Consider the following 21,037-nt stretch of genomic DNA (forward strand, 5'->3'; position numbering starts at 1 on the left):
ATCGCCCTTTTTGCCTTATACAGCAAAAAGGGCGATTTTTATTATGGCCTAAAACTGCTAAATCATTTCGTTATCGGTTTGCTCCTCCATTATCGGTGCCGGATTTTTTAACTGACGAAAGTTTTTATAGTATTTGACGAGTAAGAAAATAATAAAGGCCGCCAAAATGAAAAAGAACGCCACGTTTATCAGCAATTCCTGCTGGGCTGCTTCTGTTGTCGGTAAATCAAGTTTTGTCGTTTGATTTGTATAAACAAACTGGAGATATGCCAAGAAGTTATTAAAGCTATGTAATAGCATTGGTATCACGATATTTTTCGTTTTTAAATACGCGTAGCCAAGCACGCACCCTAATGCAAAGGCAAATACGACATTGATTGGGTTAAGGTGGATAACACCAAATATAAGGGAGGAAATAATAATACTCTTTTGGGTACTCCATCTCAAGGTGAAACGGCGAAGCAAGATCCCTCTAAATAACATCTCCTCATATATTGGCGCAAGAATGCAAATATTAATAAAGAATAATACGTACACGAGAAGTGATGGCCGTACTTCATCCAAATTCAGCATCGGAAAGAATGAAAACAGTTCCCGTATATGCTCTTCAAAAATAAGATACACAATCGTGAATAGGATTGTTGTAAATACAACGGTAATCAATTGGAAGCTAGCGGTAATCGATAAATATTTTGCCCAGCGCCCTTTTGTCATCGTAGTATGAATTGGCTGTTCATTAAACGAGAAATTCCATTTTTTTGTTTGATGCAGCAAGTACATGAAACAGCTGACCGAAACAAAAAATGTAACCCATTCCTCACTTGCTGGGATATCGATTAAAAATAACAAGATAAAGCTCGCTATGAATATACCAATCGCAAACAGTATAAAATAACGCAGCTTAAAATTTTTCAATTCACTATAATCCATTATTTTACACCCCTGTAAATAGAGTAACATGAAATGGAAGTTTTATCCCAAGCATCGCTACCCCTTTCTGATCATTTTTCACCGAATAACGTTTCTCCATTGCCAATACCGCCTCTTTTACAATACGATGGATACAAAACAGATAGAAGTGGGTGTTTTGCATGTCTAAAATTTTGATTGTGGAAGATGAACAGCAGATCGCGCGTGTATTACAGCTGGAGTTAGGGTTTGAAGGCTATGAAACAACAATTGCCAATACCGGCACGGATGGTTTGCTGAAATTTCATGAAAACGAATATGATTTAGTGTTGCTTGATGTGATGCTTCCGGAGCTGAACGGCCTGGAAGTGCTGAAACGAATTCGCAAACATAATGAAACCGTTCCCGTTCTTTTACTGACTGCTAAAAGCAATATTGAAGATAAAGTGACAGGGCTTGATTACGGGGCAAATGACTATATAACAAAACCGTTTGAATTCGATGAACTGCTTGCACGAATTCGTGTTGCATTGCGATTTTCGCACAAATCTGCTCCAGAACCAACATCATCGTCTGTCCACACATTTCAGGACTTATCATTAAATGAGCAAACCCGAGAAGTCACAAGAAACACGCTACAAATTGATTTGACTCCTCGTGAGTTTGACTTGCTGCTGCATTTTATGAAGCACGCTAAACTTGTACAGTCACGTGAACAGCTGCTGAATGCGGTTTGGGGATATGACTATTATGGTGATACAAATGTTGTCGATGTATATGTCCGTTATTTGCGTCAAAAACTAGAGGTAAATCTGAATTTACCGCCACTACTACATACAGTTCGCGGTGTCGGCTATGTGTTAAAGGAAGCGTCTAATGAAACTTAATACTAAAGTAAATCTGTTTTCCATGTTATTGACTTCGGTTATTTTAATCGGCAGTTTTACAGGCATTTATTATTTGTATAAAGAGTTTGCCTTTTCCACAGAGGCAGAGCAATTACAGGCACGGGCAAATGAGCTGACAACAGCAATAAGCTCACTTGAATCGATGGATGGAATTGATTCGATTTTCGGGGCATATCTCCCGACTGATGGAGCGATCATCGTTCGTGAGATTGATGATAATACGGGTAAACCATTAATCCGTCTTCAAAAAACCTCAGAGCAAATTGATTTTAAACTTGATCCGGCACAGCATTATACGGAAAAAACAATACATGATGTCCCTCATATCGCACTTGCTACTCCAATCATTTTGCCGAATGATGAAATTGCCGAGGCAAAGCTGATCCAGCCATTGCCGACCATTACCGATAATATGAATCGACTGTTAATTATATTAGTTTTGATGACACTTGTTGCACTCATTCCGATTTATTTGGCGAGCCAGCTATTTGTTCAACTGATCGTAAAACCCGTTTTGCAGCTAACGTCGACGATGGAAAAAAATATTCAGCAGTCCAGCTATGAACAGATTCCCACCCGCAAGCAATCGAACGATGAAATAGCACAAATGGCAACGACGTACAATCATTTAATGGCACAGTTGGAAGATGCCCATGACAAACAGCAGCAATTTGTCGGCAATGCTTCACATGAACTGAAAACACCGTTAACGGTCATTGAAAGTTATACAAAACTGTTAAAACGCCGTGGCACACAGGACGCAAAAATTACGGAAGAAGCGTTGGAAGCGATTTTAAAGGAAACTACCAATATGAAGGCCATGATTGAACAAATGCTCGCATTGGCAAAAACAAATGAAATGACGAAAATCAATATGACGACATTTGCATTACAGCCTTTTATCGATCAGATTGTTCAAAGTATAAAAACTGCCTATCATCGTGAGATTCACGTTAATATTCCTGATGTTGACATTACAACGGATGAAGCAAAATTAAAACAGCTGCTTTTTATATTTATTGATAATGCACGAAAATACAGTGACGATGTCATTAAAATTCACGCTTCTGTGAAAAATGATCTGCATATCTCTATACAGGATTTTGGTGTTGGTATACCTCAAGAGGACCTTCCGAATTTGTTCCATCGTTTTTACCGGGTTGATAAAGACCGTAACCGGAAAACTGGTGGCACCGGCATTGGCCTCTCGATTGCAAAGGAACTCGCCGATCGTCTGAATGCCGAAGTTTCCATTGACAGTGAACTAGGAAAAGGAACTACGATTTTACTCATTGTTCCACTTTCAGGAGGTGCACAACATGAAAGCTAAATGGATTACCCTATGCATCGCCGTCATTCTCATTGGATTTTTCATTACACTAACAGTCAAGCAATTATCAACACCGCATGAGCTGAACACGAATGAACTGGAAGTGAAGATTAAAGATATTTATAATGCGGAAGTCCAAACATTGGTGAAAGAAAAAGATCATTTTATCGCTTCGTTCAATAAAGATGGTTCGATTTTTGAAGTGAATGTAAATACCGTTACTGGGCAATTTTCCGATTTGAAGCTCATTCATAAAAATGAAAAAAAGCAAGATGAGCAAAATAATTCGGAAGTATCAAAAGAAAATCAAACATCCACAAGTAAGCCAGTTGAAAAAGCAACAAAGCCATTACTGTCTGAACAACAGGTGGTCGATATTGCATTAAAGGAAGTGCCTGGTGAAGTTGATTCAGTGGAATTTGAAGGTAACGCTGAAGGCGGCGTCTATTTTGTGGAGATTGAACAGGAAGATGATGTCATCGTTCAAGTCCATGCCATTACCGGCGAAATTATCGTAATTCAATACGATGATTAGTTTTCTCATCAATTTCTAATAATTCTCTCAGACCGTTTTCATATTCGCTCGTTATACTGACATTACAAACAAGAAAAGGAGCGAGTAAATATGAATAAAAAATTTTTAGCAATCCCGGCATTACTAGTAGCAATTGGTGGAGGTGCTGTATTCGCACAGTCCGATTTATTTGCGCAAGCAGAAAACAACCCAAGTATTTCTTCTGGTGAAGCAAAGAAAATTGCGTTAAAACAATTAAACGGTGAAATTATTGGTTTTGAATATGATCGAGATGATCGTACACCACATTATGAAATTGACATCATAAAAGACAATGAAAAAATTGAGGTTGAAGTGAATGCAGGTACAGGTAAAGCGGTTGTAACAGAACGTGAAAATATTCGTACAGTTACAGCGGAAAATACCGAAAAAACCGATGATACAGTAAAAGGAACGGATTCATCGAACACTTCTGCTGTTATCACGGAAAAGCAGGCAATTGAAATTGCTCAAGCGAAAGCAAAAGGTACCGTAACGGACCTGGAATTGGATGAAGATGACAACCGTCTGATCTATGAGATTGAAATCCGTAACGGTAAAATGGAGTACGATTTTGAAATCGATGCAAAAACAGGCGACATTATTAAGTACGAAGAAGATTTAGACGATGACCGTTTTGATAACTAATCAATATAAGCACTAATATTAAAAAAGGAGCGCAGATTGATTTCTGCGCTTTATTTTTCATTTTGCCTTTCTCGCCTTTAAGATTATAAAGGAAGGACGATGCTGTTCTTTTTGTAAGCTTGGAAGTAATTCGATTGCTTCGTCTGTTGGCATTGGCTCCACTAACTTTTCTATTTGTAACCCGTTGTTGATCAGTGTGTTTATAATTGTTTCGATTCTACGATGGTACATTACGACATTGTCAACAAGCCAGTTCTGTGTTCGTTTCCCCTCATCTTGGTAACGTGAAACTGCAAAATGCGAGGGTGTTTCTTTCTTATCTGTAATCCATTGTTCCACACCTTTATTAGCTGTTGAAATCGGGTGCTCGGTGGAGAAAAGGAAAATTCCTTCTGGACACAATGCTCTGGTTACCTTTTCAATGACCCCTTCAAAATCCGCTACATAATGAAGTGCCAATGCGCTTGTTATAAGATGATAATTCGATTCCTGCAAGATTATATCTTCAATTGAGATTTGTTGAAAGTGAAGACGATTACTTTTATAGCGCTTTTTTGCTGCGGCAATCATGTTACCTGAAATATCGATTGCATCAACATACTGTGCCCCGTTTACAACACAGTCATTTGCAAACTCCCCTTTTCCACAGCCTAAATCCAATAAGACTTTCCCTTTTATATCCGGCATTAGTGCTATAAAATTGGGCCGCTCCAGCAAATTGTTATAATTAAATTTCCGATTTCGAATTTCTTCATATCCTTTGAAAAACAAGTCATTATCATAAATATTTTGCTTCATTCTTTTCCTCGTTTCACCATAACGTTATGACTATTTTGCGCAACCTCATTATCACATAGCAGGAAAATTTTAAATAGACTTATATTTCAAATTTTAGTAAGATGTAGATAGAGGCATGTCTAGTTTTACTAATTCCACTTTTTTTATAAAAACTATGCAAATTCCTTCGCGATTTGCATAGTTTTTATTCTTTATGCCCTCTCTTCAAACTTATTCGGAACTGAGGAAAGTTTATGAACAATGATTCGAAAAGCATCCTACTCTTTTTTCTGTTTGCTTTATCCACCCATTCAATTTATGTCGTTTCTCAACGCATAGAACATCTGGAGCTGGCTTTAGCGCTGCTCACATTTGCTTTTTTTGTTTTATTTGTTTTGCTGATTTTCAAGATCAGCTTAAGACCGATTGTCATTACATTAGCAACAATTGTGGCTTTGCTCGATATTAATTCGATTTTCTACTTGTCTCTTCCTGATTTATATACGATTAGTTTCACAGTCGGTGTACTTCTATTTCTTTGTTTTTATTATGGAAAAGCAAAAGATGCGGTACTTGCAGGGATCGGTTTTTGTATTATGAATTTAGTAATTCATATCGAACCATTAATACAATGGGAATGGATTATCCTTTTTTTACTACATAGCATTCTGTTTATCATCGGGAGCAAAAACCAATTTACGATTACAAAAAGAATTTATGTAGGGTTATTTGGTGTAACCTTCCTTTTACTTGTTGCAGGTATTTTGAGTGAACATAACTATTGGGCGGCTGTTGGACTTATACTGTATTTGGCGGTGCTGATTGGGATAGATTTCGTTTTTCGAAAACAACAAAGTACCTATACAACACATTGAGGTGAGACATTCTGATGAAAAATGTAAATCGTTTATTTCTTATTATTGCTATCATTATCCTTGTTATTATTGGCCGCTATTTTATGGCACAAAATGAAGTAACGGTAATACCTGACGTAACAGCAGTAACGAATGAACAGGTGATTGAAACAGTTCGCGGTAGCTATTGCTGGCATTCTGCAGGTGAAGCAGAGTGTGTTGATACGGCTGCCCCGCATGAAATTATAATTGCACAAAAAACCCCTTACGTAAAAGTACAGCCAGGGGAAGTAATGGAATTTCAATATAGTCAAAATGTAACGAGTGTTTCCATTCAACAATGGATTGATGATTATGATTATAAAGAAATTGCCACATCGACACGTTTTAATGCCCCACTGGAAAAAGGTACGTATATCATTTCCAGTATGGCGCGCTTTAGCAACGGTGATGTGACAGACAGTATTGCAATCGAAGTAGAATAACTAAAAAGGGAAGTGTCCGGTAATTTTGGACACTTCCTTTTTATGTGCGGTTTACTATTATTGGCGTTTTGTAATTTCCGCTAATTCACTATGTAGCTGCTGAAGTTCCTTACTGGCATCCGCAATCGATTTCATCATGATATGCTCTTCATTTATTGAACTTGCGATTTCTTCAGTCATTGCAGCATTTTCTTCAGAAATAGCGGACATATTTTCAATTTGATTCATTATTTTTTCAACAAGCTCGTTTGTATGTGTAATTGTCGACATGTTTTGATGAAGCTTCCCTTGTATATCATTAAATGATAGTTTAATTCCATCAAATGAACCGGTAATTTCGTTTAATGTGCCAACACTTGAATGAACTGCTTCTTTTCCTTCATAAGCTTTTAACTGGGCAGTTGTTGCTCGCTCAAGCAACTGCTGTGTAACAACGGTAATACTCGTTGCGATTTTTGCACTTTCTTCCGCAAGTTTTTTCACTTCTTCTGCAACAACGGCAAATCCTTTCCCATGCTCCCCTGCCCGTGCTGCTTCTATTGAAGCATTTAAAGACAGTAAATTCGTCTGATCCGCTATCGCTTTAATACCATTTAGCAGATTGTTTACATTTGCAAGGCTCTCTTGCATATTGTCAATTGTCGTTGTCGTTAAATCAATGGAGTCGCTTAATGTTGCCATATCAGCTGTAACCATGCGCACCTGCTTCCAGCTCCGTTCAATCGCTTCCTGCACTTCATTCGAATCCTTTACAGTCGATTTAGAAGACTCTTTCGTTTTTACCATATTTTCATGAGATAAAATGATTTGTTCATTAATTTGCTGAATCATTTCAGCTTCATTATGAATGGCTGCTGCCATTTGATTCGATGACTGTAAAATTGTTTCGCTCGCAACATTTAATGTCCCCACATTTTCATTTACATGTGTAATATTTTGTGCAAGCTGGATTGAACCTTCATCGATTTTATTTAATACTGATGTTAAATTTTCCAACAGTTCTTTTGCTACCCGCTCTTTTTCCTGGGCATCCTTCACGAGTTTGTTGCCCCATTGTGTCAATCTGTAAAGCAAATAGTTACAACCGGTCATACTCACAAATACTGTAATGAATACGGCCAGATTGGCATTTACCCCTAATAAATTTTCCGGCACTGCTATGTATAAGAAAACATAAAAGATACTGACAATCAGTAAAAATGTCTTAATCAACCGTTCATTAAAATACATTGCTCCCATAATAAATGTGACAAACAACATATAATGTTTATTGATTGTATACCCATCAAGATAGAACAATAAAAATACGACAGATGCAGGAATCAGTACAAAAATTAATCCTTTGGCAAAATTAGAAATATTCAAGAAATAATTGACCGTCGATAATAAGATAACTCCGGTTCCTGCAATTAAATATGGAACTGAATTACTAAAACCGTTTGCAATCACAAGCGGTGAAACAATTAAAATAGCCAGTCCAATCGTAATAAACAGATTTAATTGATGAATCCAATTAACCTTTTCGTTGCGTTTCTTCAAGCTTTTCCCTCCTAGGAATTTTGGATTACAAATAAAATACTTTGTAGGAATATATTACAACTCAAGTTCAAACTATTCAATGGACTTTTTTAACGCGAAGAAATTTATTTTTATTACAAAAGAAGCCCACGATATAAAATCGTAAGCTTCTTGTTATTATTTCACTCTATCAACTTTTTTCGAACGACCGCACGAACAGGTGCACCGTCAGCACCTGCTATTTTAAGCGGCAATGCAATCAATTCATAAAGGCCTTGCTGAACATGCCCTAAATCGAGTCCTTCGAGAATATGAATGCCATGTTCGTACAACTTGTGATGAGCCAATACTTCCTTGCTGTCCAATGGATCAACGGAAGGATTGTCTATGCCAAGCAATATTACTCCGCGCTCCTTTAAAAATGGCGCTACATTCGGATGAATAACCGGAATAGTTTGCGGAAATGCTGCACTCGGCTGTTCAATTGTTTTAAGCAGTACACGCTTTGCACTACGGAAATCAACGGGTTCCAGCGATTGAGCTGTAACCCTTTCCTGCCCAATGCAATCCACAATCACGCAGTCGCCGATATACACATTTACATCCAATTGCTCGATCGTTTCAGCTTCACTGTTAAAATGAAACGGTGCATCTGCGTGTGTACCGGTGTGCAGCGAAGTCGTCATCCGTCCGATATTGACAGAGCCCGTCTGTTGTTTCGTATATCCTACTTCAAAAGAAAACGGTGTATCCCCCGGCCAGTTCGGCATCCCGTTTTGCATCGTTTGTGTAATATCAATCCACATGGCTTCACCCCTAATATTGAATGACTAAATATGCAAGCACAACGACAATGACTGTCGGTACAACGAAGGTCATTAAAAAGCGATATGTTTTGTAAAAGCCTTCACCCATTTTACTTCCTTGCAACAGCTCGCTTTTTACGAGGTTTTTATCCATAATATGCATAATAAATATCGCAATAAGCAAGTTGCCGATCGGTAAAATGATATTCGACACTAGAAAGTCGGTGAAATCAAAGATATTGCGTCCAAAAATCGAAACATCTCCTAATGAACTGTACGTTAATGTTGAAGGAATCGAAGCGATAAACACAAGGATACCGATGATGATTGTAATTTTCGCGCGGCTAATGTTCCATTTTTCAATAATGGCAGCAACGATAATTTCATACATACTAAACGATGACGTTAATGTCGCAAATAAAAACAGAATTAAAAACAACGCTAAAAACAGTTCGCCAAACGGCATTTGCGAGAACGCTGCAGGCAATACCATAAACAGTAATGGCGGTCCGCTTGCCACTTCCATATCAAATGCAAATACAACCGGGAAAATCGCTAAGCCCGCCAAGAGGGATACAAAAATACTCAGTCCTACAACAGAACCTGCTGAATTCGGTAAGCTCACATCTTTCTTTAAATAAGAACTATATGTAACTAAACATGAGAATCCAACAGCCAGTGCAAAAAATGACTGCCCTAACGCATATAATATTGATTCACCGGTAATATTCGAAAAGTCCGGATACAGGAAAAATTTAATTCCTTCCATTGCTCCGTCCAATGTTACGGCTCTTACAACTAAAATAAAGAACATAATAAACAGTAACGGCATCATGAATTTATTTGCCTTTTCAATCCCGTTTTGAACACCAAGTGCAATGATCACTACATTGGCCAATGTAAATAATCCCAAACCGAGTAAAGCAATCCAAGGTGTACCTGTCACTTGTCCGAAAAATGCCCCTGGTTCCATAGCTGGTGCAATTACATTTCCGGCTACCGAAACCCCGCTGTAAACAAAAATCCAGCCGCCAACTACACTGTAAAACGATAATAATAAGAAGCAGCCAATGATGCCGAGCTTGCCAATCCAAGCCCAGGCCTTCGTATTCGGAGCCAATACTTTATAGGCAGTAACTGCCTCTTTTTGTGTGGCACGCCCGATAATATATTCCGATAAAAGCATTGGCAGCCCGATAATTAATGTCAGCAGCACAAAAATCAGGAAGAATGCGCCACCTCCACTTTGACCGGCTACATATGGCATTTTCCATATTGCTCCGAGCCCAATCGCTGCACCAGCTGACGCTAAAACAAATCCTAATTTACTTGACCACTGTCCTTTACTCTTCTCCATCTGTCTCACTCCACTCATCTGTCTAAACTAAGCTATAAAGCTGTCCGCAAATCCCAGAGCTCCGGGAAATAGCGGTGATCGAGCACTTTTCGCAAATAATTGACCCCTGATGAGCCACCTGTCCCCACTTTAAAGCCAATAATGCGCTCGACCGTCTTCATATGACGGAAACGCCACTGCTGCAAGGAATCTTCAATATCGATGAGCTTTTCACCAAGCTGATATAAATCCCAGTACGTATCGATATTTTCATAGACGGTTTTCCATGCGGCGGCAACAGTATCGTCACCACTATATACTACCGAAAAATCACGGTTTAGCAAAGCTTCAGTTATTGGCAATCCTGCTTTTGCCAATGCCTGAATCGCCACATCATATATACTTGGCGCATCATACGCCTCTTTAAGGACTTCAAGAATGTCCGGTTCCTTTTCATAGATTTTGAGTATATACGGTGTTTTATAGCCGAGTGCAAATTCGATTAAGCGGTACTGATAGCTTTGGAATCCCGATGCTTTCCCCAGTTCATCACGAAACTGCAAATATTCGGCCGGCGTCATCGTTGCCAATACATCCCACGCCTGTATGATCTGCATTTGGATTTTCGAAACACGTGCAAGCATCTTAAATGCTGGCTGCATCTCTCCTTGCTGAATCGCACGAATCGCACCGCGCATTTCATGAATGATCAGCTTCATCCAAAGTTCGCTCACTTGATGAATAATTATAAAAAGCATTTCATCATGATGGTCGGAAAGACGGTTTTGACTGTTTAAAAGTGGGGCCAGACTTAAATAATCGCTGTATGTCATATCTTCACGGAAATCTGTATGAATCCCTTTTTCATCTTTTAGCTTGTGCTGCAAATCCGAAATTGAACGTTTATCCACTGAATCACTCCTTATGCAATGATATCTCGTTTATTTTCGTACTTCTCATAAGTTTTGTTTGTGACAATATCTTTTAATATTTGCACTGAATGCCATACCTCCTCAAAGGAATTATACAGCGCAACCGGTGCCAGGCGGATGCCGTTCGGTGCACGGAAATCCGGTACAACGCCATATTCTTTTAATGCTTTGCAGATTCTTGCCGCCTCGTCTTGCACTAAAAACAGATGGCCGCCACGTGTCTCGTCAAGCGGATTTCCAAATGTAAATGTGTTCGGCAATTCTTGCTCAATACAATCCATCATAAATTGTGTTAGGGCGAGTGATTTTTCACGAATCGCTTCAATTCCTGCTTCTTCAAACAGTGAAAGTGCGCCTTCAATCGGGGCCAGACTCAATATATGCGGTGTACCGATCTGATAAGCCCCGGCATGCGGTGCAGCGGTAATTGTTACATCTAAATCAAACTGCTTTTCCTTTGCTGAGCCAAACCACCCGGCCAATCCGGGTGCTGTTCCAAAATGTTTCTCATGAACGTACAATCCTGCTACTGAGCCCGGACCACCATTTAAATGCTTATAATTGCACCAAAACGCAAAGTCCGCGCCAATTTCATGAAGATGGTGCGGAACGGAACCAATCGAATGGCATAGATCAAATCCAACCAATATGCCGTGTTCATGTGCGGCTTCCGTAATTGCCTGCAAATCCAACACTTGGCCACTGCGGTATAAGACAGCAGGCAGAACCGCAACCGCCACATCCTCTGACATCGCTTCGATGATGGCTTCTGTCGTAATCGTTTGCCCGTCTTCACTTTTCACCAGCTTCATACTGCTCTCAGGCAAATTGTGCAAAGCAATTTGGCTGGCAATCGCATACAAGTCCGACGGGAAGTTCAGTTCGTCAGCCAATATTTTATAGCGTGACGCAGTTGGTTTGAAGAACGTAGCCAATAGCTGGTGCAAGTTTGTTGTTGTGGAACCAGTCAGAATTACCTCTTCACTTTTTGCGCCAATCAATGGTGCGCACATTGCCGCCAGCTTTTCGGATAAATAAAACCAAGGATGTTCCCCATTTGTCCATCCGTCAATGCCATAATCCTTCCATGAATTAAGCAGTGTATGCACCGACCGCTCCGCCCTCTTTGACAATAACCCGAGCGAATTGCCGTCCAAGTAAATCTGTCCTTCTTTTTTATAAAACTCTGCTGCATATTTCTGTAATCCATCCAATTCATCGAGTTGTCTTGCTTTTTCAATCGTCGTCATACTACCACCCCTTCTAGTAACTTATTAATATCGTACGAGGGATAGCAATTGTTGTCAAAGTATTCTGAAAGGTACTAAAATTAAACAATCTAAAATTGGTATCCATAACTTCGATGTACTTAAATTAAGGGCCATAAAAATATATAAATATAAACACCTGCATATACTTTCACCAATACAAACTGGAATATGCGCCATTTATTTTTGCCGTTCTTTACTTCTAATAGAATATTAATAAGTGCTGTCAGCAACAAAAACGAGATGAGCACAAACAGATGTAGTTGTGATGCAGAAATAAGTAAGATCAGGATTAATAATGTCATAATTTCCACGACGCTTTGCCAATAGGTAGAATGCATCGGAATGTAACGTTTCGGATCATCCGGGTCACGCATCTTTTTTTTCACCTTACTCGTCGCAATCATTGCCAACGTCAGGAATACTATGCCAATAATTAAAGATAATGTTCGATCGGCCGGTTCATGTAAATTGATAATTTCCTGCAATGAATTTTCACTTAATAAATATATTTCCCCTGTATCGACATTACGATAATACGTTACTTCGCTTCCGGGGTATTCCTGTATACGCATCACCTGATCATCTTTAAAGCTTAGCCTGTAGCTTTGTTGAATATATGGGTCTTCTATTTTAATATCAGTTTGCTGAAACTGTTGCAGCGCTGTTTCAATTTCTTTTAATGTTTCTTCATTTTTTACTTTTCTCACACCAGCTTGAAAGATGGACTCTGGATTCCCTTCCCATTGCATAAAATAAACCGCTTGTAATGCACTACTATCCATATCATCAGAAGTGATTTGCTGCTTTTGTGGAAATGTACCGACTAAAAACAGCGTGATGCACGCAATCCCTATGATTACTGCCGGGATTTGCCAGTTAAAAGGTTTATTGTTGAGGCGCTGCTGAATTTTATTGAAGTCCTCTTGCTTTTTTTCCGGATCGATATAAATTTTTTTAAGATCATTTAACTTTTCGTTTTCAAACATCGTCTTCCCCTCCTAACAGTTCCCGTAATGCCTTCAAGCCGCGTGCCGTATTATTTTTCACCTTTACTTCACTGCAGGTCAAAATCATTGCTGTTTCTTTTACCGAATATTCTTCTATGTAGCGCAGCACAATCACTTCACGGTAATTCCATTTAATTTGCTGGAGTGCGGCATACAGTTTTTCATTGTCCGCATTTCGCTCGATTACTGCTTCCGGCAATTCCCCCGCTGCAACTGGCTCCGATTTCAATTGAAAAAATCCAATAATTTTTTTCCTTCGATAATGGTCATAAACAAGGTTTCTGGCGATTTTCAATAAATAAGTCCGTGCATGTTCGGAATAATTTTTTTGATAAAAGCGATAAAAGGTCTCTTGCAGTAAATCATGCGTTAAATCCGTATCATTTGTTAAATAACGTATGTATTTATAAACAGCGTCGTAATGCGCTTCAAAAATTTCCCGTCTCAACCTATCAGCCTCCTTACTTCTTAAAGACGATTAACGAATGATTTGGAATCACTTTTACATCATAATATAAAAAACCCCAACATTTACATGTTAGGGATGATTATACTGTTGCTTATAAATCTGAAATCATTTTTTAAAAATAAAATACCAAAAAGAACCGAAGCAAATTTTCGTTTGCTTCGGTCTTTGCCCTCACCATTACACGCCCATTTTACGACGGGTATTGCTCGTTTTCTTTGTTTGTTGACTTTTCATCTTTTTCGTTGATGTATCACCTTTTAAGTTACCTTTGTTGCCAGCTGCATTGTTTTTCTTTGCTTCCAGCTGTTGCTTCACTAGTTCCTGCAGGCTTAATTTCTTTTTCTCATTTTGTTCAGACATATTCAGACCTCCTCATCCATCTACTTTTTTAAGTATAAGCCGTTGCTGTTGCATTTGTAAAAGAAATGATGTAATTTCCAACATAAAAAAAACATCTTGAAACAATTGATCGCTCCAAAATGTTTTTTACCTATGAACTGTACGTCACTTCCTGTGAAGGAAAGTTGAAATAATAACCTAACCCGCTTTTTGTTTTGATCCACTTCGGTGAGCTCGGCTGTTCTTCAATTTTTTCGCGAAGCCTACGAATATGTACATCTACTGTACGACGATCCCCTTTTGTAAAGTCCAGTATATTAATAATCTCTTCACGTGATTTAATACTGCCCGGTTGCTCCAATAAATGAAGCAGCAGTTTAAATTCACGTTTTGTTAAAGGAATTTCCACTTCATCTTTGTACACTTTGAACATAATTAAATCTACACGGAACGGACCGATCAACATTTGGGAAATACGCTCTTGCTGCTGTAATTCCCTTTCGTATCGTTTTAAATGGATTCTTAAGCGTGTAAGCATTTCACGGAATCCAAACGGCTTTCGGATATATTCTGTCGCCCCCATTTCAAGCGCCAGTACAATATCCAATTCATCCGTACGCGCACTGATCATGATAATCGGAAAGTCATGATCGAAGCGGACTTGACGGCAAATCTCAATTCCTTCCATATCCGGAAGCATCCAATCGAGCAGCATCGCATCCGGTTCGAATGATTGAATAGCAGCCAGTGCCTCTTTTCCCGATCGTACACATTGGACTTCATAGCCGTCCTTTACTAAATAAATATGCAGTAAATTCACTAAATTTTCGTCATCTTCAACGACTAATATTTTTTTCGTCATTAATGATTCCCCGCTTCTCTAATCAATTACGCCTCGGCGTAATTGTGTCCAGATTCGGTTTGCGTTCGCGCAAAGAATTTCTTACCGAATCTATGACAGCCGCCGGAGGCATTAACTTCTTTCAGCAGGCCTTTGAATACCCGATGAAAATTGACCAAAAATTATGTTAACCTCTATCTATATATAAATGCACTCTGTGCTTACTGCTTCACCTAAGCATAAAATCTGTTGAAGGAAGTTAATTTAAATCAAATAGCTGCCCTTTAATAAAGTAAGCTGTTGACTCCGCCATATTAGTTATATGGTCTGCTGCACGTTCGACAAAGCGGTTTATGAACAACAATTGCAATGTTTGCTCAATCTCTTGAGGGCACTCTTTCAAATACTCAGTTAAAAGCGCATAGTTTTCATGATTATTGCGATCTACGATATCATCAAGCTCTCCAACTTTTTTTGCTAATGCGATATCCGCATCGATAAATGCCTTCATTGATTTTTTCAGCATATCCATTGCTACATTTTTCATTTCGACTAATGAAGTTTTTTCTAAAATCGTTTTTTCTTTGCTAATACGAATCGTTGCTTTTGCTGTATTTACAGCAAAGTCTGCAATACGTTCAATATCCGAAGACATTTTAATAACACTGATAATTCGGCGCATGTCGCGGGCTACCGGCTGCTCTTTCGCCATCAGCCAAATTGCCATTTGATTAATTTCATTTTCCAGGTCATCAATATAGTTGTCCTCTTCAATGACATCCAGTGCCAACACCATATCCTGTTCCTGAAGTGCTTTAAATGCCTTTTCCATTGCAACAACCGTCATGTCGACCATTTCACCCATTTTGTCCTGCAGTTCAAGCATGTTCTTTTCGAAATTTTCGCGAATCATTCCAAAATCCCCCTTTTATCCGAATCGTCCTGTTACGTAGTCTTCTGTACGCTCATCTTTTGGTGTTGAGAAAATAACATTTGTATCATCATATTCGATTACTTCCCCATTTAAGAAGAATGCTGTCTTATCACTAATACGTGCTGCTTGCTGCATGTTGTGCGTTACGATGACAATTGTATAGTCTTTTTTCATTTGTGTAATGAGTTCTTCTACTTTTAATGTGGAAATCGGGTCAAGTGCCGAAGTCGGCTCATCCATTAAAATGACGTCCGGCTTCATTGCGATGGCACGTGCGATACAAATACGCTGTTGCTGACCACCGGAAAGACCTAATGCCGATGACTTCAGACGGTCTTTTACTTCATCCCAAATCGCTGCACCGCGTAAAGATTCTTCAACAATTTCATTTAGGAGCTTTTTGCTTTTAATCCCCTGCATACGTGGACCATAGGCAACATTGTCATAGATGCTCATCGGGAAAAGATTTGACTTTTGGAATACCATGCCGACTCTTGTACGGAGCTTGATGACATCGCTTGATTCATAAACATTTTCGCCATCAATATGAATGTTTCCGATTACGCGTACACCATCGATCAGATCGTTCATGCGGTTTAATGTACGTAAAAATGTTGATTTACCGCAGCCTGATGGACCGATTAATGCCGTTACTTCTTTTTCTTTAATGTCCAGATTTACATTGAATAACGCTTGTTTTTCACCATAGAACAGGTTTAAATCATTTACTTTAATTTTTGTTGGTAAAGCGCCCGTAGAAGTCGTTGTTGTTTTAAAAATTGATGCTTCCGAAATAGTCATAGTCATATAGGTTTCGCTCCTTTTAATAGTCCGCTTTGTTTAATTTCTTCGAGATATATGTTGCCGTTAAATTCAATACTAAAATAATGACGATCAATACAATTCCGATTGCCGCTGCAAGTCCGATATCGCCTGCTTCCTGTGTTACTAAATAGGAGTGAACCGTTAATGTACGGGCAGATGAGAAAATACTTGATGGCATTGCCGCCACGGTACCTGCAGTCAGGAAAATGGCTGCCGATTCACCGACAATACGGCCGATTGATAAAATGATTCCTGATAAAATTCCAGGCATTGCACTTGGCAAAATAACTTTTATTAACGTTTGCAGTTTTGTTGTTCCTAATGCCAGTGAACCTTCACGATATGTTGCCGGCACTGTTTTCAAAGCTTCTTCTGTTGTACGAATAATGACCGGTAATACGATAATCGTTAATGTTAATGATGCAGCGATAATCGACATTCCCAACTTTAAGATTACTACGAAGAACACAGCACCGAATAAACCGTAAATAATCGATGGAATTCCTGTTAAACTTTCTGTCGCATAACGGATGATACGTACAAGACGTCCTTGTTTGGCATACTCGTGTAAGTAAACGGCCGCCAAAATTCCGATTGGTGTTGCGATTAACAGTGAAATGACAATCGTTAAAATCGTTGTGACGATCATCGGGAATATTCCGCCGCCACCTGTTGGCGAATAATCACCAAATATAAAATCAAAACTGATATAAGAAAAACCTTTATAGAAAATATAGCCAACGATTACAACTAATACGGCTACTGATACGAATGCGGAACTCCAAAGTAAGCCGCGATACATATTGTCTTTAAATTGTCGCATGTTACTGAGCTCCCTTCGCTGTAATGCGTGCTAATACAAAGTTTAATATTAAGATGAATGAGAATAATACAATCCCTGTTGCAAACAGCATTTCCTGATGTGTTCCCGCTGCATAACCCATTTCAAGCGCGATGTTTGTCGTCAATGGACGTACACTGTCTGTCAGGCTCGTCGGGATGACCAGCGAGTTCCCCGCTACTAAAATTACAGCCATCGTTTCACCTAATGCACGGCCCAATCCAAGAACAATCGCTGCCATAATACCTGACTTTGCAGCCGGTACAACGACTTTAAAGATTGTCCCGATTTGTGAAACGCCTAGAGCAAGTGAACCTTCACGATATGTTTTCGGCACTGCACGAATCGCTGTTTCAGCAACTGTTACAATTGTCGGTAACATCATAATTGCCAGTACTAAAATAACAGCAATTAAACTTTGTCCACGAGCTAATCCTAAATTATCCTGTAAAAATGGAACGATAATCGCTAAACCGAATACACCGTATAATACTGACGGAATACCAGCCAAAAGCTGAATTGCCGGTGATACGATTTTGGCTACTGATTTCGGAGCAATTTCCGCCAGGAAAATTGCTGTTAATAATCCGATTGGTACCCCGATAACAAGTGCTCCGATCGTTGCATAAATTGACGCAACGATCATCGGGAAAATACCGAATTTATCTTCTGATGGTACCCAGTCGCTGCCAAATAGGAAGTCGAAGAAGCTATAACCGCCAGTTACGAATGGGTTTGCACCTTTATAAAATACGAATCCTACAATTAGTAGTAAGCTCACTACTGAAAGAAGCGCACATGCTAAAAATATTTTCGATGATAAGCTTTCTAAAAAGTATTTTCGCTTATTGCCTTTACTTATTTGCTGTTCTACTTCGTTTCTGTTTTGTGTGTTCACAAATTTATCCTCCAGCACTGATTATTTCGTTAATGGAATCGCTCCAGCGGCTTCCACAATCTCTTGTCCTTCTGCAGTTAAAATGAAATCCATAAACTTCGTTGCCGCCTCCGGTACACTCTCTTTATAAACGAATAAGAATGGACGAGATAATTTATAGTTACCATCCAATACATTGCCTGCTTCTGCCTTAACGCCATTAATGTCCATCGCTGAAACAGTTTCATCAATATACTCAAATGAGATGAATCCTACAGCATGTTTGTTCATCGCAACTGTTGTTTTAATATTTCCGTTCCCGCTTGCAACAATCGCATTGCGAATCAGTTGTCCAGATTCATAGCCGACGATTTCCTGGAAGGCATCACGCGAACCAGATCCGTCCTCACGTGATACAACTACGATTTCCATATCTTTTCCGCCAACTTCTTTCCAGTTGGTAATTTCGCCAGTAAAAATTTGCTTCACTTGTTCCATCGTTAAATCTTTAACCGGATTTGATGGGTGGGTAACAACCACAATCCCGTCATACGCAATGACCAGCTCCTGAATACCGGAGTCGATTTCTTCCTGCTTCAGATCACGCGATGACATTCCGATTTGTGATACATCATTGATTGCATTTGTAATCCCTGCCGATGAACCGATTTGATTTATTTCAATTTTAACGTCTTCTGTTTCTTCATATTTTGCTGCTAATTTCTCTGCTAAAGGTCCAACTGATGTAGAACCTGAAATTGTTACTAAGTCTCCGCCGCCTGAAGAGGACTCCGTAGAATCTTCATTACTGCAAGCTGCTAATACTACCATTAGAATTGTTAACCCAATGAAGTAAAATGTTTTTTTGAACATACTTCAATCCTCCATCAACATGAATGTTTTCTACCTGCTTTAACAATACATACATAAAATTAATGTCATGTATTAAACATGTAAACCTTATGTAAATTATGAAGAACACGTCTTTTTATTATGTAAAATCAATCAGTAAAATCAGAAAATTTAAAATAAAACAGTCAATTTGTAAATATTTATGAGATTTATTAACAAACGAGAGGGATTTTTTATGAGGATTTAAATAATTATCAATGAAGGAAAATGAAATATGTCAATATTATGTTCAAAGGCTTAATGAATCATGTAAGAATTACAGAAAACAGACAATTTATGATGAATATTTAGAAAAATCTATTTACATTGCATTTACAAAAGGTTGTTTTGTTTACAAAAAAGAAAAATGCATCTCTATTAAGAGATGCATTAAAAAATTTATTATACTGTCGCTTCAGCTTCTAATAATTCAATCGCTTGTTGTACTTGCTCTTCCGTTAAGTTATGACGGACGATATAGCGATTACGTTCATGTTTTGTACATTCGATTGTACAGCCACCTAAATGCTTCGCTTCGTTTTCCTCTGATGCAATGATTTGCTCATTACATTCAGGGTTAGCACAATTAATGTAGCGTTCACATGGTGTCCCATCAAAGTGATCACGCCCAACAATAACATGTTCCACCTGGTTAATCGGCACTGTCAGACGCTCATCGAATACATACATTTGACCATCCCAAAGCTGACCTTTAGCAACTGGGTCTTTACCGTATGTTGCAACGCCTCCGTGCAATTGACCAACCTCTCCAAAACCTTCACGCTTCATCCAACCAGAAAATTTCTCACAGCGAATTCCGCCTGTACAATAAGTTAAAACGTTTTTACCTTCGAATAATTCACGGTTGTCACGTACCCATTGCGGAGTATCACGGAAGTTCTTTACTTCTGGACGAATTGCGCCACGGAAGTGACCGACATCATATTCATATGTGTTTCGCACATCTAGTACGACTGTGTTTTCATCTTGCATTTCTTCCAGGAATTGTTCCGGTGATAAATAGCGGCCCGTTAATTCATGCGGATTCACATCTTCTTCCAGACCTAAGTTTACAAGCTCCGGGCGTGGACGTACATGCATTTTTTTGAACGCATGGCCTTCCGCTGGATCAATTTTGAAAACAATCCCCTTAAACAATGGATGTGCTTCCATCATATCGATATAGTTTTGTGTTTGCTCAATCGTACCTGATACCGTACCGTTAATCCCTTCATGGGCTACTAAAATACGTCCTTTTAAACCAATTTCCTTACATGCAGCTAAATGCTCTTCTGAAAAAGCAGCTGGATCTTCAATCGTTGTGTAATGATAATACAATAGTACTTGATAATTCATTTTTTTCACCTATCATTCAATATATTTGCAGGATATACCTGATAGTTTAAAACTACCTTACAATGATACGCGATTTCCGATAAATTTACCATCATTAATTAGGCGGAGCTTATTAGAAATAATTAACTATTCTTTTCAAGATTAGTATAATAGATGAAATATGAATCAGAATGGAGAGATTTTAAATGGGCTTTTTCAGCTTTGCACTTTTAGTCATCATTACATTTACCGCTTTGGCGATTGAGAGGATTTTAAAAGATATACGAACGCAGAATAACGAAATCATTGAACTATTATCAAAAAGTGATGCGGATAAACAAGAGTGAACCT

General features: G+C 38.8%; 24 protein-coding genes. 7 read left to right on the forward strand and 17 right to left on the reverse strand.

The genetic code is table 11. The features are described from left to right. Positions 1-57 precede the first annotated feature (57 nt). Positions 58-930: a type II CAAX endopeptidase family protein gene (locus tag MHH37_RS12635; protein WP_342573367.1), complete on the reverse strand. Its 873-nt coding sequence runs from the start codon at positions 928-930 to the stop codon at positions 58-60. A gap of 161 nt (positions 931-1,091) precedes the next feature. On the opposite strand from MHH37_RS12635, the gene MHH37_RS12640 reads away from it, so the two are divergent. The 4 genes from MHH37_RS12640 to MHH37_RS12655 all read left to right on the forward strand — a co-directional run bounded on the left by MHH37_RS12640 (position 1,092) and on the right by MHH37_RS12655 (position 4,348). Next, positions 1,092-1,796: a response regulator transcription factor gene (locus MHH37_RS12640; RefSeq protein WP_342573369.1), complete on the forward strand. Its 705-nt coding sequence runs from the start codon at positions 1,092-1,094 to the stop codon at positions 1,794-1,796. Further along, the gene (locus MHH37_RS12645) at positions 1,786-3,147 is read left to right on the forward strand and encodes a HAMP domain-containing sensor histidine kinase (protein WP_342573370.1); all 1,362 of its coding nucleotides are present in this window, start codon (positions 1,786-1,788) and stop codon (positions 3,145-3,147) included. Before MHH37_RS12640 ends, MHH37_RS12645 begins: the two co-directional genes overlap by 11 nt. Beyond that, positions 3,137-3,682, forward strand: coding sequence for a PepSY domain-containing protein (locus MHH37_RS12650; protein WP_342573372.1), 546 nt, complete (start codon positions 3,137-3,139; stop codon positions 3,680-3,682). Before MHH37_RS12645 ends, MHH37_RS12650 begins: the two co-directional genes overlap by 11 nt. A gap of 90 nt (positions 3,683-3,772) precedes the next feature. Next, on the forward strand, positions 3,773-4,348 hold the full coding sequence (locus MHH37_RS12655) for a PepSY domain-containing protein (RefSeq protein WP_342573373.1): 576 nt from the start codon (positions 3,773-3,775) through the stop codon (positions 4,346-4,348). A gap of 57 nt (positions 4,349-4,405) precedes the next feature. Here MHH37_RS12655 and MHH37_RS12660 read toward each other — a convergent pair whose 3' ends face one another. After that, entirely contained in the window at positions 4,406-5,146 is a 741-nt protein-coding gene (locus MHH37_RS12660) for a class I SAM-dependent methyltransferase (RefSeq protein WP_342573374.1), read from the reverse strand. A 233-nt stretch (positions 5,147-5,379) separates the two neighbouring features. Here MHH37_RS12660 and MHH37_RS12665 point away from each other — a divergent pair, with 233 nt between their 5' ends. Together MHH37_RS12665 and MHH37_RS12670 are read left to right on the forward strand one after the other, a co-directional pair. Beyond that, positions 5,380-6,000 carry a heat-shock protein gene (locus MHH37_RS12665; protein ID WP_342573375.1) on the forward strand — a complete coding sequence of 207 codons (621 nt, stop codon included), beginning with the start codon at positions 5,380-5,382 and terminating at the stop codon, positions 5,998-6,000. A 14-nt stretch (positions 6,001-6,014) separates the two neighbouring features. Next, positions 6,015-6,464, forward strand: a complete 450-nt coding sequence (locus tag MHH37_RS12670; RefSeq protein ID WP_342573377.1) for a cAMP-binding protein — start codon at positions 6,015-6,017, stop codon at positions 6,462-6,464. Between the two features lie 57 nt (positions 6,465-6,521). On the opposite strand, the gene MHH37_RS12675 is transcribed toward MHH37_RS12670, so the two are convergent. The 15 genes from MHH37_RS12675 to MHH37_RS12745 form a co-directional block, all read right to left on the reverse strand. Beyond that, positions 6,522-8,003 (reverse strand): methyl-accepting chemotaxis protein, encoded by a 1,482-nt coding sequence (locus MHH37_RS12675; RefSeq protein ID WP_342573378.1) that lies wholly within the window; start codon positions 8,001-8,003, stop codon positions 6,522-6,524. 161 nt (positions 8,004-8,164) lie between these two features. Then, positions 8,165-8,788, reverse strand: coding sequence for an arylformamidase (gene kynB, locus MHH37_RS12680; protein ID WP_342573381.1), 624 nt, complete (start codon positions 8,786-8,788; stop codon positions 8,165-8,167). 10 nt (positions 8,789-8,798) lie between these two features. Beyond that, the gene (locus MHH37_RS12685; protein WP_014823450.1) at positions 8,799-10,145 is read right to left on the reverse strand and encodes a sodium-dependent transporter; all 1,347 of its coding nucleotides are present in this window, start codon (positions 10,143-10,145) and stop codon (positions 8,799-8,801) included. A 32-nt stretch (positions 10,146-10,177) separates the two neighbouring features. Further along, positions 10,178-11,035, reverse strand: a complete 858-nt coding sequence (kynA, locus tag MHH37_RS12690) for a tryptophan 2,3-dioxygenase (RefSeq protein ID WP_342573383.1) — start codon at positions 11,033-11,035, stop codon at positions 10,178-10,180. Between the two features lie 11 nt (positions 11,036-11,046). After that, positions 11,047-12,306, reverse strand: coding sequence for a kynureninase (gene kynU, locus MHH37_RS12695; RefSeq protein WP_342573384.1), 1,260 nt, complete (start codon positions 12,304-12,306; stop codon positions 11,047-11,049). Positions 12,307-12,425: 119 nt separating this feature from the next. Continuing rightward, a complete protein-coding gene (locus tag MHH37_RS12700; protein WP_342573385.1) occupies positions 12,426-13,313 on the reverse strand; it encodes a signal recognition particle in 888 nt (295 codons plus the stop codon). Next, on the reverse strand, positions 13,306-13,782 hold the full coding sequence (locus tag MHH37_RS12705; RefSeq protein WP_342573387.1) for a sigma-70 family RNA polymerase sigma factor: 477 nt from the start codon (positions 13,780-13,782) through the stop codon (positions 13,306-13,308). Before MHH37_RS12705 ends, MHH37_RS12700 begins: the two co-directional genes overlap by 8 nt. Positions 13,783-13,980: 198 nt before the next feature. Then, complete coding sequence (locus tag MHH37_RS12710; protein ID WP_008404313.1) at positions 13,981-14,163, reverse strand: hypothetical protein; 183 nt, start codon at positions 14,161-14,163, stop codon at positions 13,981-13,983. A gap of 130 nt (positions 14,164-14,293) precedes the next feature. Then, complete coding sequence (locus tag MHH37_RS12715) at positions 14,294-15,004, reverse strand: response regulator transcription factor (protein ID WP_008404316.1); 711 nt, start codon at positions 15,002-15,004, stop codon at positions 14,294-14,296. A gap of 238 nt (positions 15,005-15,242) precedes the next feature. Next, a complete protein-coding gene (gene phoU / locus MHH37_RS12720) occupies positions 15,243-15,896 on the reverse strand; it encodes a phosphate signaling complex protein PhoU (RefSeq protein WP_342573390.1) in 654 nt (217 codons plus the stop codon). A gap of 15 nt (positions 15,897-15,911) precedes the next feature. Next, complete coding sequence (gene pstB, locus MHH37_RS12725) at positions 15,912-16,724, reverse strand: phosphate ABC transporter ATP-binding protein PstB (RefSeq protein ID WP_008404320.1); 813 nt, start codon at positions 16,722-16,724, stop codon at positions 15,912-15,914. Between the two features lie 16 nt (positions 16,725-16,740). Beyond that, positions 16,741-17,565 carry a phosphate ABC transporter permease PstA gene (gene pstA / locus MHH37_RS12730; RefSeq protein ID WP_342573392.1) on the reverse strand — a complete coding sequence of 275 codons (825 nt, stop codon included), beginning with the start codon at positions 17,563-17,565 and terminating at the stop codon, positions 16,741-16,743. 1 nt (position 17,566) lies between these two features. After that, positions 17,567-18,481, reverse strand: a complete 915-nt coding sequence (gene pstC / locus MHH37_RS12735) for a phosphate ABC transporter permease subunit PstC (protein ID WP_008404324.1) — start codon at positions 18,479-18,481, stop codon at positions 17,567-17,569. 21 nt (positions 18,482-18,502) lie between these two features. Beyond that, positions 18,503-19,333 (reverse strand): phosphate ABC transporter substrate-binding protein, encoded by an 831-nt coding sequence (locus MHH37_RS12740; RefSeq protein WP_342573394.1) that lies wholly within the window; start codon positions 19,331-19,333, stop codon positions 18,503-18,505. Between the two features lie 420 nt (positions 19,334-19,753). Then, entirely contained in the window at positions 19,754-20,707 is a 954-nt protein-coding gene (locus tag MHH37_RS12745; protein ID WP_342573396.1) for a rhodanese-related sulfurtransferase, read from the reverse strand. Positions 20,708-20,892: 185 nt separating this feature from the next. Here MHH37_RS12745 and MHH37_RS12750 point away from each other — a divergent pair, with 185 nt between their 5' ends. Then, positions 20,893-21,033, forward strand: a complete 141-nt coding sequence (locus MHH37_RS12750) for a hypothetical protein (RefSeq protein WP_014823443.1) — start codon at positions 20,893-20,895, stop codon at positions 21,031-21,033. Positions 21,034-21,037: the final 4 nt, after the last annotated feature.

Origin of the sequence: Solibacillus sp. FSL K6-1781 (assembly GCF_038630735.1) — a bacterium.
GTDB classification, from domain to species: domain Bacteria; phylum Bacillota; class Bacilli; order Bacillales_A; family Planococcaceae; genus Solibacillus; species Solibacillus silvestris.